The organism is Bradyrhizobium sp. S3.7.6 (assembly GCF_054061875.1).
On record NZ_JBSSEQ010000001.1, the window covers coordinates 1,170,487 to 1,188,382 of the forward strand.

17 protein-coding genes are annotated in these 17,896 nt (G+C 64.8%); 12 read left to right on the plus strand and 5 right to left on the minus strand.

The features are described from left to right. Positions 1-23 precede the first annotated feature (23 nt). The 5 genes from ACVJ5M_RS05560 (at position 24) to ACVJ5M_RS05580 (ending at position 2,839) form a co-directional block, all read left to right on the plus strand. Positions 24-500 (plus strand): chemotaxis protein CheW, encoded by a 477-nt coding sequence (locus ACVJ5M_RS05560; RefSeq protein WP_231143772.1) that lies wholly within the window; start codon positions 24-26, stop codon positions 498-500. Positions 501-532: 32 nt separating this feature from the next. Continuing rightward, the gene (locus ACVJ5M_RS05565; RefSeq protein ID WP_018321619.1) at positions 533-919 is read left to right on the plus strand and encodes a response regulator; all 387 of its coding nucleotides are present in this window, start codon (positions 533-535) and stop codon (positions 917-919) included. A gap of 59 nt (positions 920-978) precedes the next feature. Further along, the gene (locus tag ACVJ5M_RS05570; RefSeq protein WP_071908599.1) at positions 979-1,860 is read left to right on the plus strand and encodes a CheR family methyltransferase; all 882 of its coding nucleotides are present in this window, start codon (positions 979-981) and stop codon (positions 1,858-1,860) included. Positions 1,861-1,862: 2 nt separating this feature from the next. Beyond that, positions 1,863-2,180 (plus strand): hypothetical protein, encoded by a 318-nt coding sequence (locus ACVJ5M_RS05575; RefSeq protein WP_014490546.1) that lies wholly within the window; start codon positions 1,863-1,865, stop codon positions 2,178-2,180. 155 nt (positions 2,181-2,335) lie between these two features. Beyond that, on the plus strand, positions 2,336-2,839 hold the full coding sequence (locus tag ACVJ5M_RS05580) for a response regulator (RefSeq protein ID WP_063980464.1): 504 nt from the start codon (positions 2,336-2,338) through the stop codon (positions 2,837-2,839). Positions 2,840-2,893: 54 nt separating this feature from the next. Here the strand turns inward: ACVJ5M_RS05580 and ACVJ5M_RS05585 are convergent, their stop codons facing one another. Further along, positions 2,894-3,184, minus strand: coding sequence for a hypothetical protein (locus ACVJ5M_RS05585; protein WP_063980465.1), 291 nt, complete (start codon positions 3,182-3,184; stop codon positions 2,894-2,896). A gap of 149 nt (positions 3,185-3,333) precedes the next feature. On the opposite strand from ACVJ5M_RS05585, the gene ACVJ5M_RS05590 reads away from it, so the two are divergent. Further along, positions 3,334-3,969, plus strand: a complete 636-nt coding sequence (locus tag ACVJ5M_RS05590; RefSeq protein WP_063980466.1) for a response regulator transcription factor — start codon at positions 3,334-3,336, stop codon at positions 3,967-3,969. A gap of 155 nt (positions 3,970-4,124) precedes the next feature. Here the strand turns inward: ACVJ5M_RS05590 and ACVJ5M_RS05595 are convergent, their stop codons facing one another. From ACVJ5M_RS05595 to ACVJ5M_RS05605, 3 genes are all read right to left on the minus strand, one after another. Continuing rightward, a complete protein-coding gene (locus ACVJ5M_RS05595) occupies positions 4,125-7,625 on the minus strand; it encodes a PAS domain S-box protein (RefSeq protein WP_063980467.1) in 3,501 nt (1,166 codons plus the stop codon). A 67-nt stretch (positions 7,626-7,692) separates the two neighbouring features. Next, on the minus strand, positions 7,693-8,106 hold the full coding sequence (locus tag ACVJ5M_RS05600; protein WP_063980468.1) for a response regulator: 414 nt from the start codon (positions 8,104-8,106) through the stop codon (positions 7,693-7,695). A gap of 205 nt (positions 8,107-8,311) precedes the next feature. Then, positions 8,312-9,022: a GntR family transcriptional regulator gene (locus ACVJ5M_RS05605; protein WP_063980469.1), complete on the minus strand. Its 711-nt coding sequence runs from the start codon at positions 9,020-9,022 to the stop codon at positions 8,312-8,314. A gap of 94 nt (positions 9,023-9,116) precedes the next feature. On the opposite strand from ACVJ5M_RS05605, the gene ACVJ5M_RS05610 reads away from it, so the two are divergent. From ACVJ5M_RS05610 to ACVJ5M_RS05635, 6 genes are all read left to right on the plus strand, one after another. After that, the gene (locus ACVJ5M_RS05610; RefSeq protein WP_063980470.1) at positions 9,117-10,136 is read left to right on the plus strand and encodes an ABC transporter substrate-binding protein; all 1,020 of its coding nucleotides are present in this window, start codon (positions 9,117-9,119) and stop codon (positions 10,134-10,136) included. Beyond that, a complete protein-coding gene (locus ACVJ5M_RS05615; protein WP_354100568.1) occupies positions 10,136-10,897 on the plus strand; it encodes an ABC transporter ATP-binding protein in 762 nt (253 codons plus the stop codon). Before ACVJ5M_RS05610 ends, ACVJ5M_RS05615 begins: the two co-directional genes overlap by 1 nt. Before the next feature lie 11 nt (positions 10,898-10,908). After that, on the plus strand, positions 10,909-11,772 hold the full coding sequence (locus tag ACVJ5M_RS05620) for an ABC transporter permease (protein WP_063980472.1): 864 nt from the start codon (positions 10,909-10,911) through the stop codon (positions 11,770-11,772). Beyond that, positions 11,769-13,508 carry an L-arabinonate dehydratase gene (gene araD, locus ACVJ5M_RS05625; RefSeq protein ID WP_354100569.1) on the plus strand — a complete coding sequence of 580 codons (1,740 nt, stop codon included), beginning with the start codon at positions 11,769-11,771 and terminating at the stop codon, positions 13,506-13,508. The genes ACVJ5M_RS05620 and araD overlap by 4 nt, the downstream gene beginning before the upstream one ends. 117 nt (positions 13,509-13,625) lie before the next feature. Further along, positions 13,626-14,345, plus strand: a complete 720-nt coding sequence (locus tag ACVJ5M_RS05630; RefSeq protein ID WP_063980474.1) for a ribonuclease activity regulator RraA — start codon at positions 13,626-13,628, stop codon at positions 14,343-14,345. Positions 14,346-14,419: 74 nt separating this feature from the next. Beyond that, the gene (locus ACVJ5M_RS05635; protein WP_063980475.1) at positions 14,420-15,511 is read left to right on the plus strand and encodes an SMP-30/gluconolactonase/LRE family protein; all 1,092 of its coding nucleotides are present in this window, start codon (positions 14,420-14,422) and stop codon (positions 15,509-15,511) included. 252 nt (positions 15,512-15,763) lie between these two features. On the opposite strand, the gene ACVJ5M_RS05640 is transcribed toward ACVJ5M_RS05635, so the two are convergent. Further along, positions 15,764-17,863, minus strand: a complete 2,100-nt coding sequence (locus tag ACVJ5M_RS05640) for a S9 family peptidase (protein ID WP_354100570.1) — start codon at positions 17,861-17,863, stop codon at positions 15,764-15,766. Positions 17,864-17,896: the final 33 nt, after the last annotated feature.

A 17,896-nucleotide genomic window follows, 5' to 3' on the forward strand; every position in this document is an offset into this window, starting at 1 on the left:
ACTGGGGATCAGGAGATACCGCTATGAGCAACAAGAAGACGCAGATCGGCGAAGGCGCCATGGTCGAATACGTCACCGCGATGATCGGCGGCCAGCTGTTCGGCCTGCCGATCTCCCGCGTGCAGGACGTGTTCATGCCCGAGCGCGTCACCCGCGTTCCCTTGTCCTCGCGCGAGATCGCGGGCGTGCTGAACCTGCGCGGCCGCATCGTCACCGTGGTCGACATGCGTGCCCGGCTCGGCCTGCCCAAGCCCGAGGACGGCAAGACCCCGATGGCGGTCGGCGTCGACCTGCGCGGTGAATCCTACGGCCTCCTGATCGACCAGATCGGCGAGGTGCTGCGGCTCGCCGAGGACAACAAGGAAGAAAACCCCGTCAACCTCGATCCCCGCATGGCCAAGCTCGCCGGCGGCGTCCACCGCCTCGACGGGCAGCTCATGGTCGTCCTCGACGTCGATCGCGTCCTCGAGCTTAAAACCGAAGTACAAATGGCTGCCTGAGCTAACCGAAACATCGAAGCCGGAGAACCAAAATGAAGACATGTTTGGTGGTCGATGATTCCAGCGTCGTGCGAAAGATCGCGCGCCGGATCCTGGAAGGCCTGGAATTCGAAGTCACCGAGGCCGAGGACGGCTCGAAGGCGCTGGAGATCTGCCAGCGGCAGCTGCCCGATGCGGTGCTGCTCGACTGGAACATGCCCGTGATGGACGGCTTCGAGTTCATGGGCCACATGCGCCGCCTGCCCGGCGGCGACCAGCCGAAGGTGGTGTTCTGCACCACCGAGAACAACGTGGCTCATATCGCCCAGGCGCTCAGCGGCGGCGCCAACGAGTACATTATGAAGCCCTTCGATAAAGACATCATCGCCGACAAATTCGCTGAAGTCGGCTTGATCCCGGTCGGACAAGCCATGGTCTGAGTATCTGGCCCGAGCGTTTCAGCCAGAGTGTCCCCAGTACAGCTTCCGAGAGGCTATCCGTGACCCCGACCGAGTATGAGTATCTGCGTAAGTTCCTGAGGGATCATTCCGGACTCGACCTGTCCGCAGACAAGCAATATCTGATCGAAAGCCGGTTGTTGCCGCTCGCCCGCAAGGCCGGGCTCTCCGGGATCGGCGAGCTCGTGCAGAAGCTGCAGGGCGGCTCGAGCGCGCTCGTCACCAGCGTGGTCGAAGCCATGACCACCAACGAGACCTTCTTCTTCCGCGACAAGGTCCCGTTCGATCATTTCCGCGACACCATCATGCCTGAGGTCATCAAGGCGCGCGCCGGCCGACGGAGCGTGCGCATCTGGTGCGCCGCCGGCTCGACCGGGCAGGAGCCCTATTCGCTCGCGATGTGCCTGAAGGAGATGGGCGCGGCCCTGACCGGCTGGCGCGTCGAGATCATCGCGACCGACCTGTCGCAGGAGGTGCTCGAGAAGGCCAAGGCCGGCATCTACAGCCAGTTCGAGGTGCAGCGCGGCCTGCCGATCCAGATGCTGATGAAATATTTCAAGCAGACCGGGGAGACGTGGCAGATCAATCCCGAGCTGCGCGCGATGATCCAGCACCGGCAGCTCAACCTGCTGCATGATTTTGCCCAGCTCGGCACCTTCGACGTCATCTTCTGCCGCAACGTGCTGATCTATTTCGACCAGGACACCAAGATCAACATCTTCAACCGCCTCGCCCGCCAGATCGAGGGAGACGGCTTCCTGGTGCTGGGTGCAGCCGAAACCGTGGTCGGACTGACCGACACGTTCAGGCCGATCCCGGATCGTCGCGGCCTCTACAAGCCGAACGATCCGCGTGCAGCGGCAACCAAACCGGCTCTCGCCGGCGCCGCGCCGCCGCGCATGGCGGTGTTGGCAGGACGATAGGCATGGCAGAGGATGGCAAGGGCGCGGAGCGCGTCACGTTCAGTCGTGGCTATGATGTCTGCATCATGGCGATCGATGGCACGTGGCGGCGCGACTGCAAGCTCAATGCGATTTCCGACACCGACGCCATCCTCACGGTGGACGGCTCGATCCAGGGATTGAACCTGAAGGAATTCTTCCTGCTGCTGTCGTCGACCGGGCTCGCCTATCGCCGTTGCGAGCTGGTGCGCGTCAACGGCGCCGAAATGGACATCCAGTTCCTGCGCGGCAAGAACCGCAAGAAGCGCGGCGCCGCCGGCGGCCGTGACGAGGCAGCGTGATCGCCAAATAGGCCTCGTCCCGCGCGCCCCGTCGCCGCTTTCCGAGACGTTGGTTCATATTTGCTAAAACATCCGGACGAATTCGCCGCACCGGCTTTACGTGGCCTAAGCGCGAGCCGTGTAGCAATTGCCCGTCTCAATCTCAGGATACGGCAATGCCCCGAAGTTCCCTCTCCCCCATCCCGTCAAATCTGCCCGACGTCGCCGAGCGGCGTGCGCTTCAGCTCCTGGTGGTCGACGACGACGCTACGCAGCGCAGCCTGATCACGGTCGCCGCAAAGCAGGCCGGCCATGAAGTCACGGTGGCGCCGTCCGTCGCCGAGGCGATCGAGAAGCTCCGCGCCGCCCGCTTCGACTGCGTGACGCTCGATCTCGTGCTGGAGGATGGCGACGGCATCGACGTGCTGCGCGAGATGGCGGCGGCGAAATTCGCAGGCCATGTGATCGTCATCAGCGGTATGGACGGCAAGCGCCGCAGCGCCGCCCGCAGCTTCGCCCGTTCCGTCGGGATTCAGCTCCAGGGCCTGCCGAAGCCGCTCGATCTCGCGGCGCTGCGCATCAGCCTCGCCAATCTCGGCAAGACCGCAATGGGGCTGCCGGCGATCCACACCTGGGGTGGCGTCGCCACCGACGCGATCGTGGAACGGCACCGCGCCTGAGGCGCGGAGCTGCCATGCGATCGGACGCGGGCACTGCGCCGCGTCGGTCGCAATTCAAGCCGGATTGCCGGATTCAGACAGGTATTGCAGGGCGTGGCCGAGGCCTGCCCGGCAGGCGTTGAGAGCGGCGTTCGCGGTGGCATAACGCGGCGTGACGTCGTCGAGTATGAAGACGTCGGCGGAACCTTCCGGATCGTTGCTGTGTTCTTGATCCATGGCTGCGGCGATCCGGCGCATACTGGTCTCGATCTGTGCGATCAGCAAGCGAAGGTCTGCGGCGATCAATCGTTGGCTGTCGGCCTCGGATGTCGCGACCAGCGGCGGCGTATCGGCCAAATTTAGCATGGATATTCTCCGTCTCCTGCAATTAGGCGCAATGCCGCTACTTGTGCGTTAAGTCTATGTCCCGTACAAATACGGGTGGGCCGAATCCGCGCCGAACGCCATAACGGTTGGCGCGGACGCGAGTCCGTAATGCCAACTGGATGTGGCACATGGCCGAGCAAACCTCTCGTGGTGAAATCTTCGTGGTCGACGACGACCCTGCGGTTCGCGACACCTTGTCGATGGTGTTGAAGGCGGCGGGTTATGAGGTGATCTGTTTTGCGGACGGCGCAGCGCTGCTCTCCGTCGCGCGGAACCGTACGCCGGCTGCGATCCTGCTCGACGTGCACATTCCCGGAAAGTCGGGCCTCGACATTCTGAACGAACTGCAGGGCGAAGATTATCCGGCGCCGATCTTCATGATCTCCGGGCAGGGCGACATCTCGATGGCGGTGGGCGCCATCAAGAGCGGCGCGCTCGATTTCATCGAAAAGCCGTTCCGCGGTAGCGAGATCGTCGGCCGGCTGGACGAGGCGATCGGAGCCTATGCACGCAGGCAGGCAGAGAGCGTATCGCCGAAATTCTCTTCGCTGCACTTCCCCGGACGCGAGCCGTTGACGCGGCGCGAACGCGAGGTGCTCGAGCAGTTCGCTTCCGGTGCGTCCAACAAGGAAGCCGGCCGCACGCTCGGCATCAGCCCGCGCACCATCGAGGACCATCGCGCCAACATCATGAAGAAGCTCGGGGCGCGCAACGCCGCCGATCTGATCCGCATCGTGATGACTGCGGCCCAGCGCGCATCGTAACGCTCGCCATCCTCTCGTGCTCCGGACGCAGCGCGTCATGCAATGATGCGCTGCTGAGCCGGGGCCCATATCTCTCCAATTTCACGGCTGACAGTTCTGGGTCCCGGCTCTGCGCCGCAGCGTTGCACGCTGCGCCTTGTCCGGGACACGGTTCCTCAACTGCTCAGCGCCTTGCGGATGATCCGCGCCAGATCGGATTTGCGATACGGCTTCGCCAGCAGCAGCACGCCTAAATCCAGCCGGCCGTGATGGATGATCGCGTTCTCCGTATAGCCTGAGGTGTAGACCACCCTGAGGTCCGGACGCGTCTTCGACACCTCGTCGGCAAGCTGCCGTCCGTTCAACTTGCCGGGCATGATGACGTCGGTGAACAGCAGGTCGAACGGCTTGCCGGTGGCGACGATCGCGAGCGCCTCCGCGGCGTTCGCGGCCTGCAAGGTGACGTAGCCGAGCGAATGCAGCTGCGCCAGCACGTAGTCGCGCACCAGCCGGTCGTCCTCGACCACGAGGATCGTCTCGTGTCCGCCCTCGATCGTCGACGGCGTCACGCCTTCGCCCACGGCCGCGGCCGTCTTGCCGGGCGGCAGATACATCTTGATCGTGGTACCGTGGCCTTCCTCGCTGTAGATCTTGATGTGGCCCGTGGACTGCTTGATGAAGCCGTAGACCATCGAAAGCCCGAGCCCGGTGCCCTTGCCCGGTCCCTTCGAGGTGAAGAACGGATCGAACACCCGGGCCAGCATGTGCGCAGGAATGCCGGTGCCGGTGTCGCTCACGGCGATCAGCACATAGTGTCCGGGCCTGACGTCGTTGACGCTGGCATAGACCTCGTCGAGATAGGCGGCGCCGGTCTCCACGATCAGCTTGCCGCCGCCGGGCATGGCGTCACGGGCATTGAGCGCGAGGTTGAGGATCGCGGTGGTGAGCTGGTTGGGGTCGACGATCGCGACGCAGCTCTCGTCCTCGAACACCGATTCGATCTGGATCTGCTCGCCCAGCGTCGGGCGTAACAGCTTTGCGGTGTCGATGATCAGCGCGTTGATGTCGACCTCGCGTGGCTGCAGCGGCTGCTTGCGCGCGAAGGCGAGCAGGTGCTGGGTCAGCTCGGCGCCGCGCCCGGCGGCCTCGTCGATCATCTTCGTGATCGCCGCAAGCTCCGGCTCCTTCGCCACCGCGTCGGCCAGGATCTCGATCGTCCCGGTGATGACGGTGAGGATGTTGTTGAAGTCGTGCGCCACGCCGCCGGTGAGCTGGCCGACAGCCTCCATCTTGTCGGCGTGGCGGATGCGCTCCTCGGACGCGATCTTGTCGGTGAGGTCGCGGTAGAACACGTTGAACAGAATGCCTTCGCGGCGTTTCAGCGCCGTGACGCTCAGCTCGGCCCTGAATTCTTTGCCGTCGCGACGGCGAACCGTGAGCTCGCGGCGGCGGTTGAGCGTCTGGCCGTCCTGGGACTCGAGGAAGCGCGCGAGGCCGGCCTTGACCCGCTCCCGCTCGCTCTCGGCGACGATGAGGTCGACCCCATTCCTGCCCAGCGCTTCGTCGCGCCGCCAGCCGAACAGCTCCTCGGCCCGCGAGCTCCAGTTCAGGATGGTGCTGCGCTCGTCGGTCTGGACGAAGGCGTCGAGCGCGGTCTCAACGATATTGCGCGCGAGCAGCTCGCTTTCGCGCAAGGACTCTTCCGCGCGCCGCGCCTCGGTCATGTCGCGTCCGACGAAGAAGAAGCGTTTGGCCTGATCTGACCAGTTGCCGAGCCAGGACAGCCAGACCTCGCGTCCGTCCTTGTGGATGCAGCGGGTGTCGGCGAGCCTGGGGTGCCCGCCGCGCCGCAGCGCGCGCATCTCCTCGCGGGATTGCTCGAGATGCGCGGGATGGATGAAATCGACGCCGCTGCGGCCGATCATCTCGTCCGGCGGGTAGCCGAGCACGGCTTGGCTGCTCGGGCTGACCTGCACGATATGGCCCCGCGAATCCATGATCATGATCAGATCTTCCGAGGCGTCGAACAGCTGCCGCCGTTCCTCGATCTGCTGTTGCAGCGCGCGCTCGGTCCGTCGCGCATCGGTCAGGCGGCGCGCCGTGCCGGACGCGCCGATGATCTCGCCCGAATCGTCCCTGATCGGTGACAGGCTCACCGAGATTTCGACCGGACTGCCGTCTTTGCGCAGGCGCACCGTTTCGAAGTGCTCGATCCGCTCGCCCGTCGCAATCCGCCGCAGATAGTCCTTGCCCTCTTCGCGGCGATCGGGTGGCAGGAGGATCAAGGTCGGCTGTCCGACCGCTTCCTCGGCCGTATAGCCGTAGAGGCGCTCGGCCGCCGCATTCCAGCCGATGACGATGCCGTCGAGCGTCTGCATCACGATCGAATCGTCGGAGGATTCGACGGCCGCGCTGAACAGGCGTTCGCGGACGGCAAGCTGGTCGCGCGCGGCCTCGGTGCGCCGCCGCTCTTCGACCTCATGCTCCAGCGCTGCCGTCTTCGCCCGCATTTCATCGATCAGACGGGCAAATGCCCGCGCCAGCACACCGGTCTCGCCGGGGGCGTCGGTTGGAATTCTGATGGAATTGTCCCGACCGAGCCACTCGACCGCCGCAGTGAGCTGCCCGATCGGCCGGGTCAACGACCGCGCCAGCAGCACGGCCAGTATGGCGGCGACCAGCACCGCGATGAGGCCGATCGTGATGGTCGATTTCTCGATGGTGACGGCCGGCGCCATGAAGACGGCGTTGGGCACGACGCGGATGACACCGACCCACTGGTCCTCGGCCAGGATTGCGGGCGCGATCGCGGTGCCGCTCGGCTTGCCGTCACTGCCCGGCACGACCTGGGTCGCACCCAGCGTCGATCCGGTGATGGCTGCGAAATAGGGGAAGTCGTCCTGCCAGCGTGTTGGTGTCCCCAGTTGCGAACCGAACTCGCGGGTGCGATCCGGATGCACGAGATAATCGCCGTTGCGGCCGACCACATAGACCGCTTCACCGTTCCGGATCGATATCCTGATCCGGTCGAACACCTGGCGCATGTCGACATTGACGACGACGATGCCGAACAGCCGGTGATCGGACCCAAACAGGGGCGCCGCGACGCGCAAGGTCGGAACATAGGGCATCTGAACCACGCCGTCGTCGACGTCCAGTTCGACCGGGGAGACGCTGACCTGGTCTTCTGCCAGCTTGATCGCCGCCTGGAAGAAGGAGCGCTCGCCCTTGTTCTGCAAGGCATCGTCGGGAACTGCTCGCACCGCTCCGTTCGGGCCGGAGCGGTCGACGCGCAGATACTCGACGCCGTCGGCACCGATGATACGGAATTTTGCGTAGGCCGGGTTGGCGCCGACGTCGGCCACGAGGCGCGTCAGCAAGCGGTCGCGCCAGGTCTTCTCCGAGAGGTGATCGACCGGATCGACCCCGTCGTTGAAATGGGCATCGATCATGCCGCGCGCGGCGGCACGGGAGCGGAACGTCGCAACGTCGGCGCGGGCGCCGTTCACATGCGCTTCGAGTTGCGAGGCCAGGAGCCGTGAGTGGCCCTCGATACGGTCGAGCACGCGCGGCAGGAAGGCTTGCTCCAGGCTGTAATGGCTCAGCCATCCGACAGCGGCGACCGCAGCCGCGACCAGCAGGATCATTGCGATGGCCAGCCGGGTCGCGAGGGTCATTTCGGCCTTCGCGCTGCGTCGCGAGCGGTCCCGAATGTCCTGCTACGCTGCAACATGGATCGCCCCGTCATCGGCTGCCGGAGGCGGCATTGGCTAGCGGCGCGGATGTGAGGCAGCCGTCGACAGCGGCGAGCAGGGCGTCCGGCCGGAACGGCTTCTGCAGACTTGCGACCGCGCCGAGCTTGGTCGCCATCTTCAGAAAGTCCGGCTCGGCATAGGCGTCTGGCGCGACGGCGCGGCCGGAAATGACGATGATCGGAAGGGTCGGCTGCAGCACCCGGATGTGGCGCATCGTCTCCAGTCCGTCCATGCCGGGCATGAATATGTCGAGGAACAGGAGGTCGAACCGGCTCGCCTCGAACAGCGCAAGCCCCGTGTGGCCGTCGCCGGCGGCGGTGACGTGATGGCCGGCCCTCTCCAGGATCAGCCGGATCGTGATCTGCACGGCCGGGTCGTCATCCACAATCAGGATGTTGGCCACGTCTGAAACCCTCCGGGCCGGATGGGACGTTCCAGCGACCCCAAATCAAAGCATCAAATGCGAAATTGTTGCGCGGTTTCCGTCCGGCCTGCAAGCACTTCGCGGCCGACACCTTGTCCGCCTCGCGCGATTTCGGCGAGGTCGGTCATATGCATGCTTACGTGCACATGCGGTCCCTGACGCACGCCCGGATCGTGTCGCGGGCCTAATCGGTCAGGTATTCGGGATGGTGGCTCCGGATCTTGTCGAGCTCGCTGAGCGTGCCCGACAGGTGCTTGCGCAGATGCTGTTGCGCGGCATCGGCCTCTCCGGCCTCGATCGCGCGCGTGATCAGCTTGTGGTGGCGGACGATGTTCTGGGCCTTGCCGGGCGAGGGCAGATGCAGCCGGCGCAGCCGGTCGATATGCCCGCTGCGGCTGCGCACCAGCGTCCACAGGTCTTGCTTTCCGGCGGCGGCGTAGAGCTGGGCGTGAAAATCATTGTCGGCGGCGATGAAGCTCTCGAAGTCCCCGGCCTTGGCGAATTGCTGCTGGAGCGCGATCGCGTGGTCAAGACGGATGACCAGGGCCTGGTCATGTTGTTCCGCGAGCATCCGGACGATTTCGAGCTCCAGCGCCTGGCGCAGGAAATGGGCCTGCTCGGCGCGGCCGACGTCGACTCGGCTGACCACGGTCGCGTGCTGCGGAAATACGTCGACGAGCCCTTCCTCCTCCAGCCGCATCAGCGCATCGCGCACCGGTGTCGAGCTGACGCCGAACTGGCCGGCGAGCTCGGCGCGTGACAGGGGGGCGCCCGGCGGCAGTTCCAGGGCGATGATCGCATTGCGCAGCCGCTCGAACACCTGCGGCGCGGCCTGGCGGGCGCGATCGAGCCGGGCGGGTCGTGCCGCGCGCAGCGCGGTATGGGTTGCTTCCATGTCGGGTCCCGCGGGCTTGCCTTTGATGCACTAATATATTAGTGCATCAGCAGGGTCAACGCAGCTCGACGCTGGCCGGAGGAAACACACAACAATGATCAAGCATCTTCGTAGCAAGCTTGCGGCTGCCGCCCTGATCGCCGCAACCGTCCTGCCGGTATCCGCGGCGCATGCGCAGCAGAAATCCGAGATCTCGCTGTCGCGCCAGCCCGGCATTTTCTACATGCCGAGCCACATCATGGAAAAGCAGAAGCTGATCGAGAAGCACGCAGCTTCGCTCGGCGTACCCGGCGTCACCACCAAATGGGTGACCTTTTCCGGCGGCGGCGCGCAGACCGATGCGCTGCTCGCCGGCGGCGTCGACATCCTCAACACCGGCACCGGCAATCTTCTGTTGCTGTGGGACCGCACCCGCGGCGGCGTGAAGGGCATCGTCGCGACCTCGGCGCAGCCGATGACGCTGATCAGCCGCGATGCCAACATCAAGTCGATCAAGGATCTTGGTCCGAGCGACAAGATCGCGGTGCCGACCGTAAAAGTCTCGACCCAGGCGATCGTGCTTCAGATCGCGGCCGCCGAGGCCTTCGGTGCCGACCAATGGTCGAAGCTGGACGCCAACACCGTGCAGCTTGGCCATCCCGACGCCTATGCGGCGCTGTCCAATTCGAAGCACGAGGTCCACACCCACTTCTCGATCCCGCCTTTCACCTTCCTCGAGCTGAAGAACGTGCCGGGCGCGCATGTCGTGCTGAACTCGCCGGACGTAATGGGCGGCCCGCTGAGCCAGGCCCAGTTCTTCACCACGACGAAATTCGCCGACGCCAATCCGAAGATCATCCAGGCGGTGCGCGATGCCACCAAGGAAGCGCAGGATCTGATCCGCAGCGACACCAAGCAGGCGGTCGAGATCTACAAGGAGATCACCGGCGACAAGACCTCGGTGGAAGAGCTGCTCGATCTCCTCAAGGAGCCCGGCATGATGGAATGGAATCTCGAGCCGCAGGGCACGATGAAATTCGCAGCCCATCTGTTCAAGACCGGCACACTGAAGATGCAGCCCAAGGCCTGGACCGACTATTACCTCCCCGTCGCGCACGACCTGAAAGGCAACTGATGGCGCTGCTCGACGTCAACGGGGTGACGCTGCGCTACAAGACCTCCAGCGCCGTCGTTACCGCCACCGAAAGGGTCAGCTTCACGGTCGACAGGTCCGACCGCTTCGTGCTGCTCGGGCCGTCCGGCTGCGGTAAGTCGACCCTGCTCAAGGCCGTCGGCGGCTATATGACGCCGAGCGAGGGCCGCATGACCATCAACGATCGCGAGATTCATGGTCCGGGCGCGGACCGCATGATGATCTTTCAGGAGTTCGACCAGCTGCTGCCCTGGAAGAGCGTGCTTGCCAACGTGATGTTCCCGCTGCTGCCCGCGCGAAAGCTGTCGCGCAAGGACGCCGAGGCCCGCGCACGGGCCTATATCGAGAAGGTCGGCCTCACCCGCGTCGTCGACGCCTATCCGCACACGCTGTCCGGCGGCATGAAGCAGCGCGTCGCGATTGCGCGCGGCATGGCGATGGAGCCCGATATCCTGCTGATGGACGAGCCGTTCGCCGCGCTCGACGCGCTGACACGGCGCACCTGCCAGGACGAGCTGCTTCAGCTCTGGAGCGAGACCAAATTCACGGTGCTGTTCGTGACGCATTCGATCGCGGAAGCGATCCGCATCGGCAACCGCATCCTGCTGCTGTCGCCGCATCCCGGCCGGGTCAAGGCCGAGGTGGTCGACGTCGACAAGGTCTCGAATGGAGACGGCAGCGCCGGCCGGCTGGAGAAGGAGATCCACGATCTCCTGTTCGCGGCCGAAGCTGTGGCGCATTGAGGGAGCCTGTCATGGGCGAGGCGAGAATATTGCTGCGCGACGCGTCGGTTGCCGCGACCGGCGGTGCGGGCGAGGTCGAGCGCAAGCTGAGCGTGCCGGAGCTGTTGTGGAACGACGGTTTTGTCCGCAAGACCGTCATCATCCTGTTTCTGGCAGCGGTCTGGGAAGCCTATGGCGTCGCCCTCGACAATCCGCTGCTGTTTCCAACGCTGCACGACACCATCGTGACGCTTTGGGACCGCGTGAAAGACGGCACCATTCCGATGCGCGCCTGGGCTTCGCTGAAAGTCCTTTTCATGGGCTATTCGGCCGGCATCGTGCTCGCCGCGATCTTCACCGTGCTCGCCATCTCGACGCGGATCGGCACCGATTTCCTCGAGACTGTTACGGCGATGTTCAACCCGTTGCCGGCGATCGCGCTGTTGCCGCTCGCCTTGATCTGGTTCGGGCTCGGCAATGGCAGCCTCGTCTTCGTGCTAATCCATTCGGTGCTGTGGCCGGTCGCGCTCAACACCCATTCCGGCTTCAAGAGCGTGTCCAACACGCTGCGCATGGTCGGGCGCAATTACGGCCTGCGCGGGCTGCCTTATGTCGCGAAAATCCTGATCCCGGCGGCGTTCGGCTCGATCCTCACCGGCCTCAAGATCGGCTGGGCCTTTGCATGGCGCACGCTGATCGCGGCCGAGCTGGTGTTCGGCGTGTCCTCGGGGCAGGGCGGGCTCGGCTGGTTCATCTTCGAGAACCGCAATCTCCTCGACATACCCGCAGTGTTCGCGGGCCTCTTGACGGTGATTATCATCGGGCTTTTTGTCGAGAACCTGATCTTCCGCGCCATCGAGCGGAATACCGTCCAGAAATGGGGCACCCAATCATGACCAAGAAGAAAATCACGCCCGACCAGCTCCGCAGCGCGCGCTGGTTCGCGCCCGACGACCTCCGCTCGTTCGGCCACCGCTCCCGCACGATGCAGATGGGCTACGCCCCGGAGGAGTGGAAGGACCGCCCGATCATCGCGATCCTCAACACCTGGTCGGACGCGCAGCCCTGCCACATGCACTTCAAGTCGCGCGTCGACGACGTCAAGCGCGGCATCCTGATGGCCGGCGGCCTCCCGCTGGAGCTGCCGGCGCTGTCACTGTCGGAATCGCTCTTGAAGCCGACCACGATGCTCTACCGCAACCTTCTGGCGATGGATGCCGAGGAGCTGTTGCGCAGCCATCCCGTGGACGGCGTGGTGCTGATGGGCGGCTGCGACAAGACCACGCCGGCGCTGCTCTTGGGCGCGACCTCGATGAACATTCCCGCGATCTATCTGCCCGCGGGTCCGATGCTGCGCGGCAATTGGAAGGGCAAGACGCTCGGCTCGGGCTCCGACGGTTGGAAATACTGGGACGAGCGGCGCGCCGGCAAGATCTCCGACAAGGACTGGCTCGATATCGAAGCCGGCATCGCGCGGAGCTACGGCACCTGCATGACCATGGGCACCGCCTCGACCATGACCGCGATTGCCGAGGCGATCGGCATGACGCTGCCCGGCGCCTCCTCGATTCCGGCCGCCGACGCCAACCACATCCGCATGGCGTCGGAATGCGGCCGGCGCATCGTCGAGATGGTGTGGGAGGATTTGACGCCGAAGACGATCCAGACCCGCAAGGCGTTCGAGAACGCGATTGCGGTCGCCATGGCGATGGGCTGCTCGACCAACGCGATCATCCATCTGATCGCGCAGGCCCGCCGCGCCGGCCTCGACATCGGCCTCGACGATTTCGAGAAGGCGAGCCGCAAGGTGCCCGTGATCGCCAACGTCCGACCGAGCGGCGATGCCTATCTGATGGAAGACTTCTTCTATGCCGGCGGCCTGCCGGCGCTGATGAGCCAGATCAAGCCGCATCTGCATCTCGACTGCATCACCGTCACCGGCCAGACGGTCGGCGAAAACATCGAAGGCGCCGAAGTGCACAATGCCGATGTCATCCGCGGCGTCGATAACCCCATCTACAAGGAAGGCGCGCTCGCCGTGCTCAAGGGCAATCTCGCGCCCGATGGCTGCGTCATCAAGCCGAGTGCCTGTGCGCCGCGCTTCCTCAAGCACACCGGGCCTGCGCTGGTGTTCGACGACTATCCGTCGATGAAGAAGGCGGTCGACGATCCCAACCTCGATGTCACCGAGGATCACATCCTCATCCTGCGCAATGCAGGGCCGCAGGGCGGGCCGGGCATGCCGGAGTGGGGCATGCTGCCGATCCCGACCAAGCTCGTGAAGCAGGGCCTGCGCGACATGGTGCGGATCTCGGACGCGCGCATGAGCGGCACCAGCTATGGCGCCTGCATTTTGCACGTTGCGCCCGAATCCTATGTCGGCGGCCCGCTGGCGCTGGTGCGGAATGGCGACCGCATCACGCTCGACGTCGCCGCGCGCACTATCAACCTCGATGTGTCCGAAGCCGAGCTCGAAAAGCGTCGCGCCGCCTGGAAGCAGCCCGAGCGCCGCTTCGAGCGCGGCTATGGCTGGATGTTCACCAAACACATCAAGCAGGCCAATGACGGCTGCGACTTCGACTTCCTGGAGACCGATTTCGGCGCGCCGATCGGCGAGCCGTCGATTTACTGACCGTCGTTCCGGGGCACGCGTAGCGCGAACCCGGAACCCATTTCACCGCGTTGCGTGCGGCCCGATGGATTCCGGGCTCGCCGCTGCGCGGCGCCCCGGAATGACAAGAGGATACACATGACAAAACTCACCGAAGCCACCCGCACAAAACTCAAATCCGTCTCCACCGCCACCGTCGCCACCGCGCTGTTCAAGCGCGGGCTGCGCATCCAGATGATCCAGGACGTGCACCCGCTCGGCGCCGACCAGCCGACCATGGTCGGCGAGGCCTTCACGCTGCGCTACATGCCGGCGCGCGAGGATCTCAACACCATCGACGTCTTCAAGGACCGCTCCCACCCGCAGCGCAAGGCGATCGAGGATTGTCCGCCCGGCAGCGTGCTGGTGATGGACAGCCGCAAGGACGCGCGCGCGGCCTCGGCCGGTGCGATCCTGGTGACGCGATTGATGAAGCGCGGCGTCGCCGGCGTCGTCACCGACGGCGGCTTTCGCGATTCCGCCGAGATCGCCAAGCTCGGCATCCCCGCCTATCACCATCGCCCCTCGGCGCCGACGAATCTCACGCTGCACCAGGCGATCGAGATCAACGTACCGATCGGTTGTGGCGATGCGCCGGTATTTCCGGGCGACGTCATTCTCGGCGACAGCGACGGCGTCATCGTGATCCCCGCGCATCTCGCCGACGAGATCGCGAACGAAACCTTTGAGATGACGGCGTTCGAGGATTTCGTCACCGAGGAAGTCGGCAACGGCCGCGGCATTTTTGGGCTCTATCCCGCCACCGATCCGCAGACGCTCACCGACTTCGCGGAATGGCGGAAGAAGAACGGCCGCTAGGTCGAAGCTAAGTCACGTCAAGAAACGAGCCGGCGCATCAAGCGCCGGCCTTTTATCGAGCAGGGAGGATACTTATGAATCTCACGCGACGTAGTCTCATGGCCGGCGCCGGTGCGGCGGCGGCGTCCGCACTTCTCGCCCGCACCGCCGGTGCCCAGTCGTTTCCGTTCACGCCCAACCAGCGCTACCCCGATCCCGCCGTCCAGATCCTCGATCCGAGCTTTGGAAAATACCGGCTCTATTCCTCAACGGTCGAGCAGGTCGCGACTGGCATGCGCTGGGCCGAAGGCCCCGCTTATTTCCCCGAGGGCGGTTATCTCCTGTTCTCGGACATTCCCAACAACCGGATCATGAAGTTCGACGAGAAGACCGGGCAGACCAGCGTGTTCCGCGCCAACGCCAATTACGCTAACGGCAATGCGCGCGACCGCCAGGGCCGCCTCGTCACTTGCGAGCACTCCGTCACCCGCCGCATCACCCGCACCGAGAAGGACGGCAAAATCACGGTTCTCGCCGACAAGTTCGAGGGCAAGCGGCTGAACGCGCCGAACGACATCGTGGTGAAGTCCGACGACAGCATCTGGTTCACCGATCCCTTGTTCGGCATCAACGGCGAGTGGGAAGGCAACAAGGAGAAGTCCGAGCAGGCCACCACCAACGTCTATCGCATCGCCAAGGACGGCAAGATCAGCGCCGTCCTCACCGACCTCGTCAATCCCAACGGCCTCGCCTTCTCGCCGGACGAGAAGAAGCTCTACATCGTCGAATGGAAGGGCACGCCCAACCGCAGCATCTGGAGCTACAATGTCGGCGACGACGGCAGCTTGAGCGGCAAGACCAAGCTGATCGATGCCGCCGACCAGGCCTCGCTCGATGGTTTTCGCGTCGATCGCGACGGCAATCTCTGGTGCGGCTGGGGCTCCAACGGCGCGCTGCAATCCGAACCCACCGACATCGGCGGCCGCAAGGTCTTTCAGCTCAGGGGCAAGTCGGAAGATCTCGACGGCGTGATGGTGTTCAACGCGGACGGCAAGCCGCTCGCCTTCATCAAGCTGCCCGAACGTTGCGCCAACCTCTGCTTCGGCGGCCCGAAGAACAACCGGCTTTATATGGCGAGCAGCCACTCGGTGTATGCGCTGTACGTCGAGGCGCATGGGGCGGTGTGAGGCAGAGCTGACCAGCTAAGCTGCCGTAGGGTGGGCAAAGCGAAGCGTGCCCACCGCTCTCGTCGCAATTGCTGAAAAATGGTGGGCACGGCGCGATGCGCCTTTGCCCACCCTACAGAGCTGCCGAATTCCTTCGCCTCTCCCCGCGTGCGGGGAGAGGCCCGTAGCCCGGATGGAGCACAGCGCAATCCGGGGCGGTCTTGCCGTCTGCACGAATCCCGGATTTCGCTGCGCTCCATCCGGGCTACAAGGTCACGCCTCCGGCATCCCCGCTGCCCAAAGCGCGAACGCATAGACGATCGCGACTTCGTCCAGCCGGTCGAACCGCCCCGATGCGCCGCCGTGGCCGGCACCCATGTTGGTGCGGAGCAACACCGGGCCGCCGCCGCTCATGGTCGCGCGCAGGCGCGCGATCCATTTGGCCGGCTCCCAATAGGTCACGCGCGGATCGGTCAAGCCGCCCATCGCGAGGATCGCCGGATAGTCCTTCGCCGCGACATTGTCGTACGGGGAGTAGGACAGGATGGTGCGAAAATCCTTTTCGCTCTCGATCGGGTTGCCCCATTCGGGCCATTCCGGCGGCGTCAGCGGCAGCGTGTCGTCAAGCATGGTGTTGAGCACGTCGACGAACGGCACTTCGGCGACGATGCCTGCGAACAATTCGCCGGCGCGGTTCGCGACGGCGCTCATCAGCATGCCGCCGGCCGAGCCGCCATGGCCGACGATGCGTTTTGCGCTGGTGTATTTCGCATCGATCAGCGCCCGCGCGCTGGCCGCAAAATCGTCAAAGCTGTTCGTCTTTTTCTCGCGCTTGCCGTCGAGATACCAGCCCCAGCCCTTGTCGGCGCCGCCGCGGATATGGGCGATGGCGTAAACAAAACCGCGGTCGACCAGCGAGAGGCGGTTGGCGTTGAAGGAGGCCGGCATCGCCATGCCGTAGGAGCCGTAGCCGTAGAGCAGCAGCGGCGCCGAGCCATCGAGCTTCAGCCCGAGGCGATAGAGGATCGACACCGGCACCTCGGCGCCGTCATGCGCCTTGGCCATGATGCGCGTCGTGACATAGTCGGCCGCATCGTGACCGGACGGAATCTCCTGGCGCTTGCGCAAGGTCCGCGTGCGCTTGACCATGTCGTAATCGTAGACTTCCGACGGCGTCGTCATCGACGAATAGGCGAAGCGCAAGTTCGTGGTGTCGAATTCGTAGGAGCCCATCGTGTCGAGCGAATAGGCCGCCTCGTCGAAGGCGATGGCGTGCTCGTCCCTGGTCGCGAGATCGCGGATCACGACCGACGGCAGCGCATTGGCGCGCTCCAGCCGCACCAGATGGCCGGCATAGAGATCGAGGTCGATGATGTAGACGCCGGGACGATACGGGATCAGGTCGCGCCAGTTCTTGCGCTCGGGTGCGCCAAGCGGCGCGGTGACGATCTTGAAATCGATGGCGTCATCGGCATTGGTGAGGATGAAGAGCTCGTCGCCGCGGTCGGCCAGCGAATATTGCACGCCGTCCTCGCGCGCCGCGACCAGGCGCGGCGGCGCTTCGGGGTGGGCGAGATCGATCAGCCGCTGCTCCGAGGTCTCGTGATCGCCGCCCGCGATCACGCAGAAGCGGCCGCTGGTGCTCTCATGCAGATGGGTGAACCAGCCGGAATCCTGCTCCTCGTAGACGAGCGAGTCGTCGGCCTGCCTGGTGCCGAGCCTGTGCAGCCACACCTGCATCGGGCGATGGTTGTCGTCGAGCTTCACATAGAAGAAGCTCTTGCAGTCCTTGCTCCAGACGATGCCGCCGTCGGTCTCCTCGACCAAATCGTCAAGATCCTTGCCCGTGGCCCAGTCGCGGACGCGGATGGAGAAATATTCCGAGCCCTTGGTGTCGGCGCTCCAGGCTTGCAGCTTGTGATCGTTCGAGTGGCGGCTGCCGCCGAACTTGAAGTATTTGTGGTCTTTGGCGAGCGCGTCGCCGTCGAGCACGATCTGGCCCTCGCCGCCGTCGCGCGGCATGCGGCCGAACAATTCGTGCTGCCCACCCTCGCGAAACCTCCGGAAATAGGCGAACGGTCCGTCGGGCGAGGGCACGCTGGAATCGTCCTCCTTGATCCGCCCGCGCATCTCGCGCACCAGCGTCTTCTGAAGCGACGAGGTGTGGCCGAGCAGGCTCTCGGTGTAGCCGTTCTCTTCATCGAGATATTTGCGGATGTCGGGATCGAGCACGGCGGGATCGCGCAGCACCTCCTGCCATTTCTCGTCCTTCAGCCAGGCATAGTCGTCGGCCACGGTGATCCCGTGCCGCGTGAAGGAATGCGGCCGGCGCGGGGCGACGGGGGGCTGGGAAGGTGTCTTGGCTTGTGTCACTCGGTCCTCATCATCTCGTACTCGCGCTGCGTT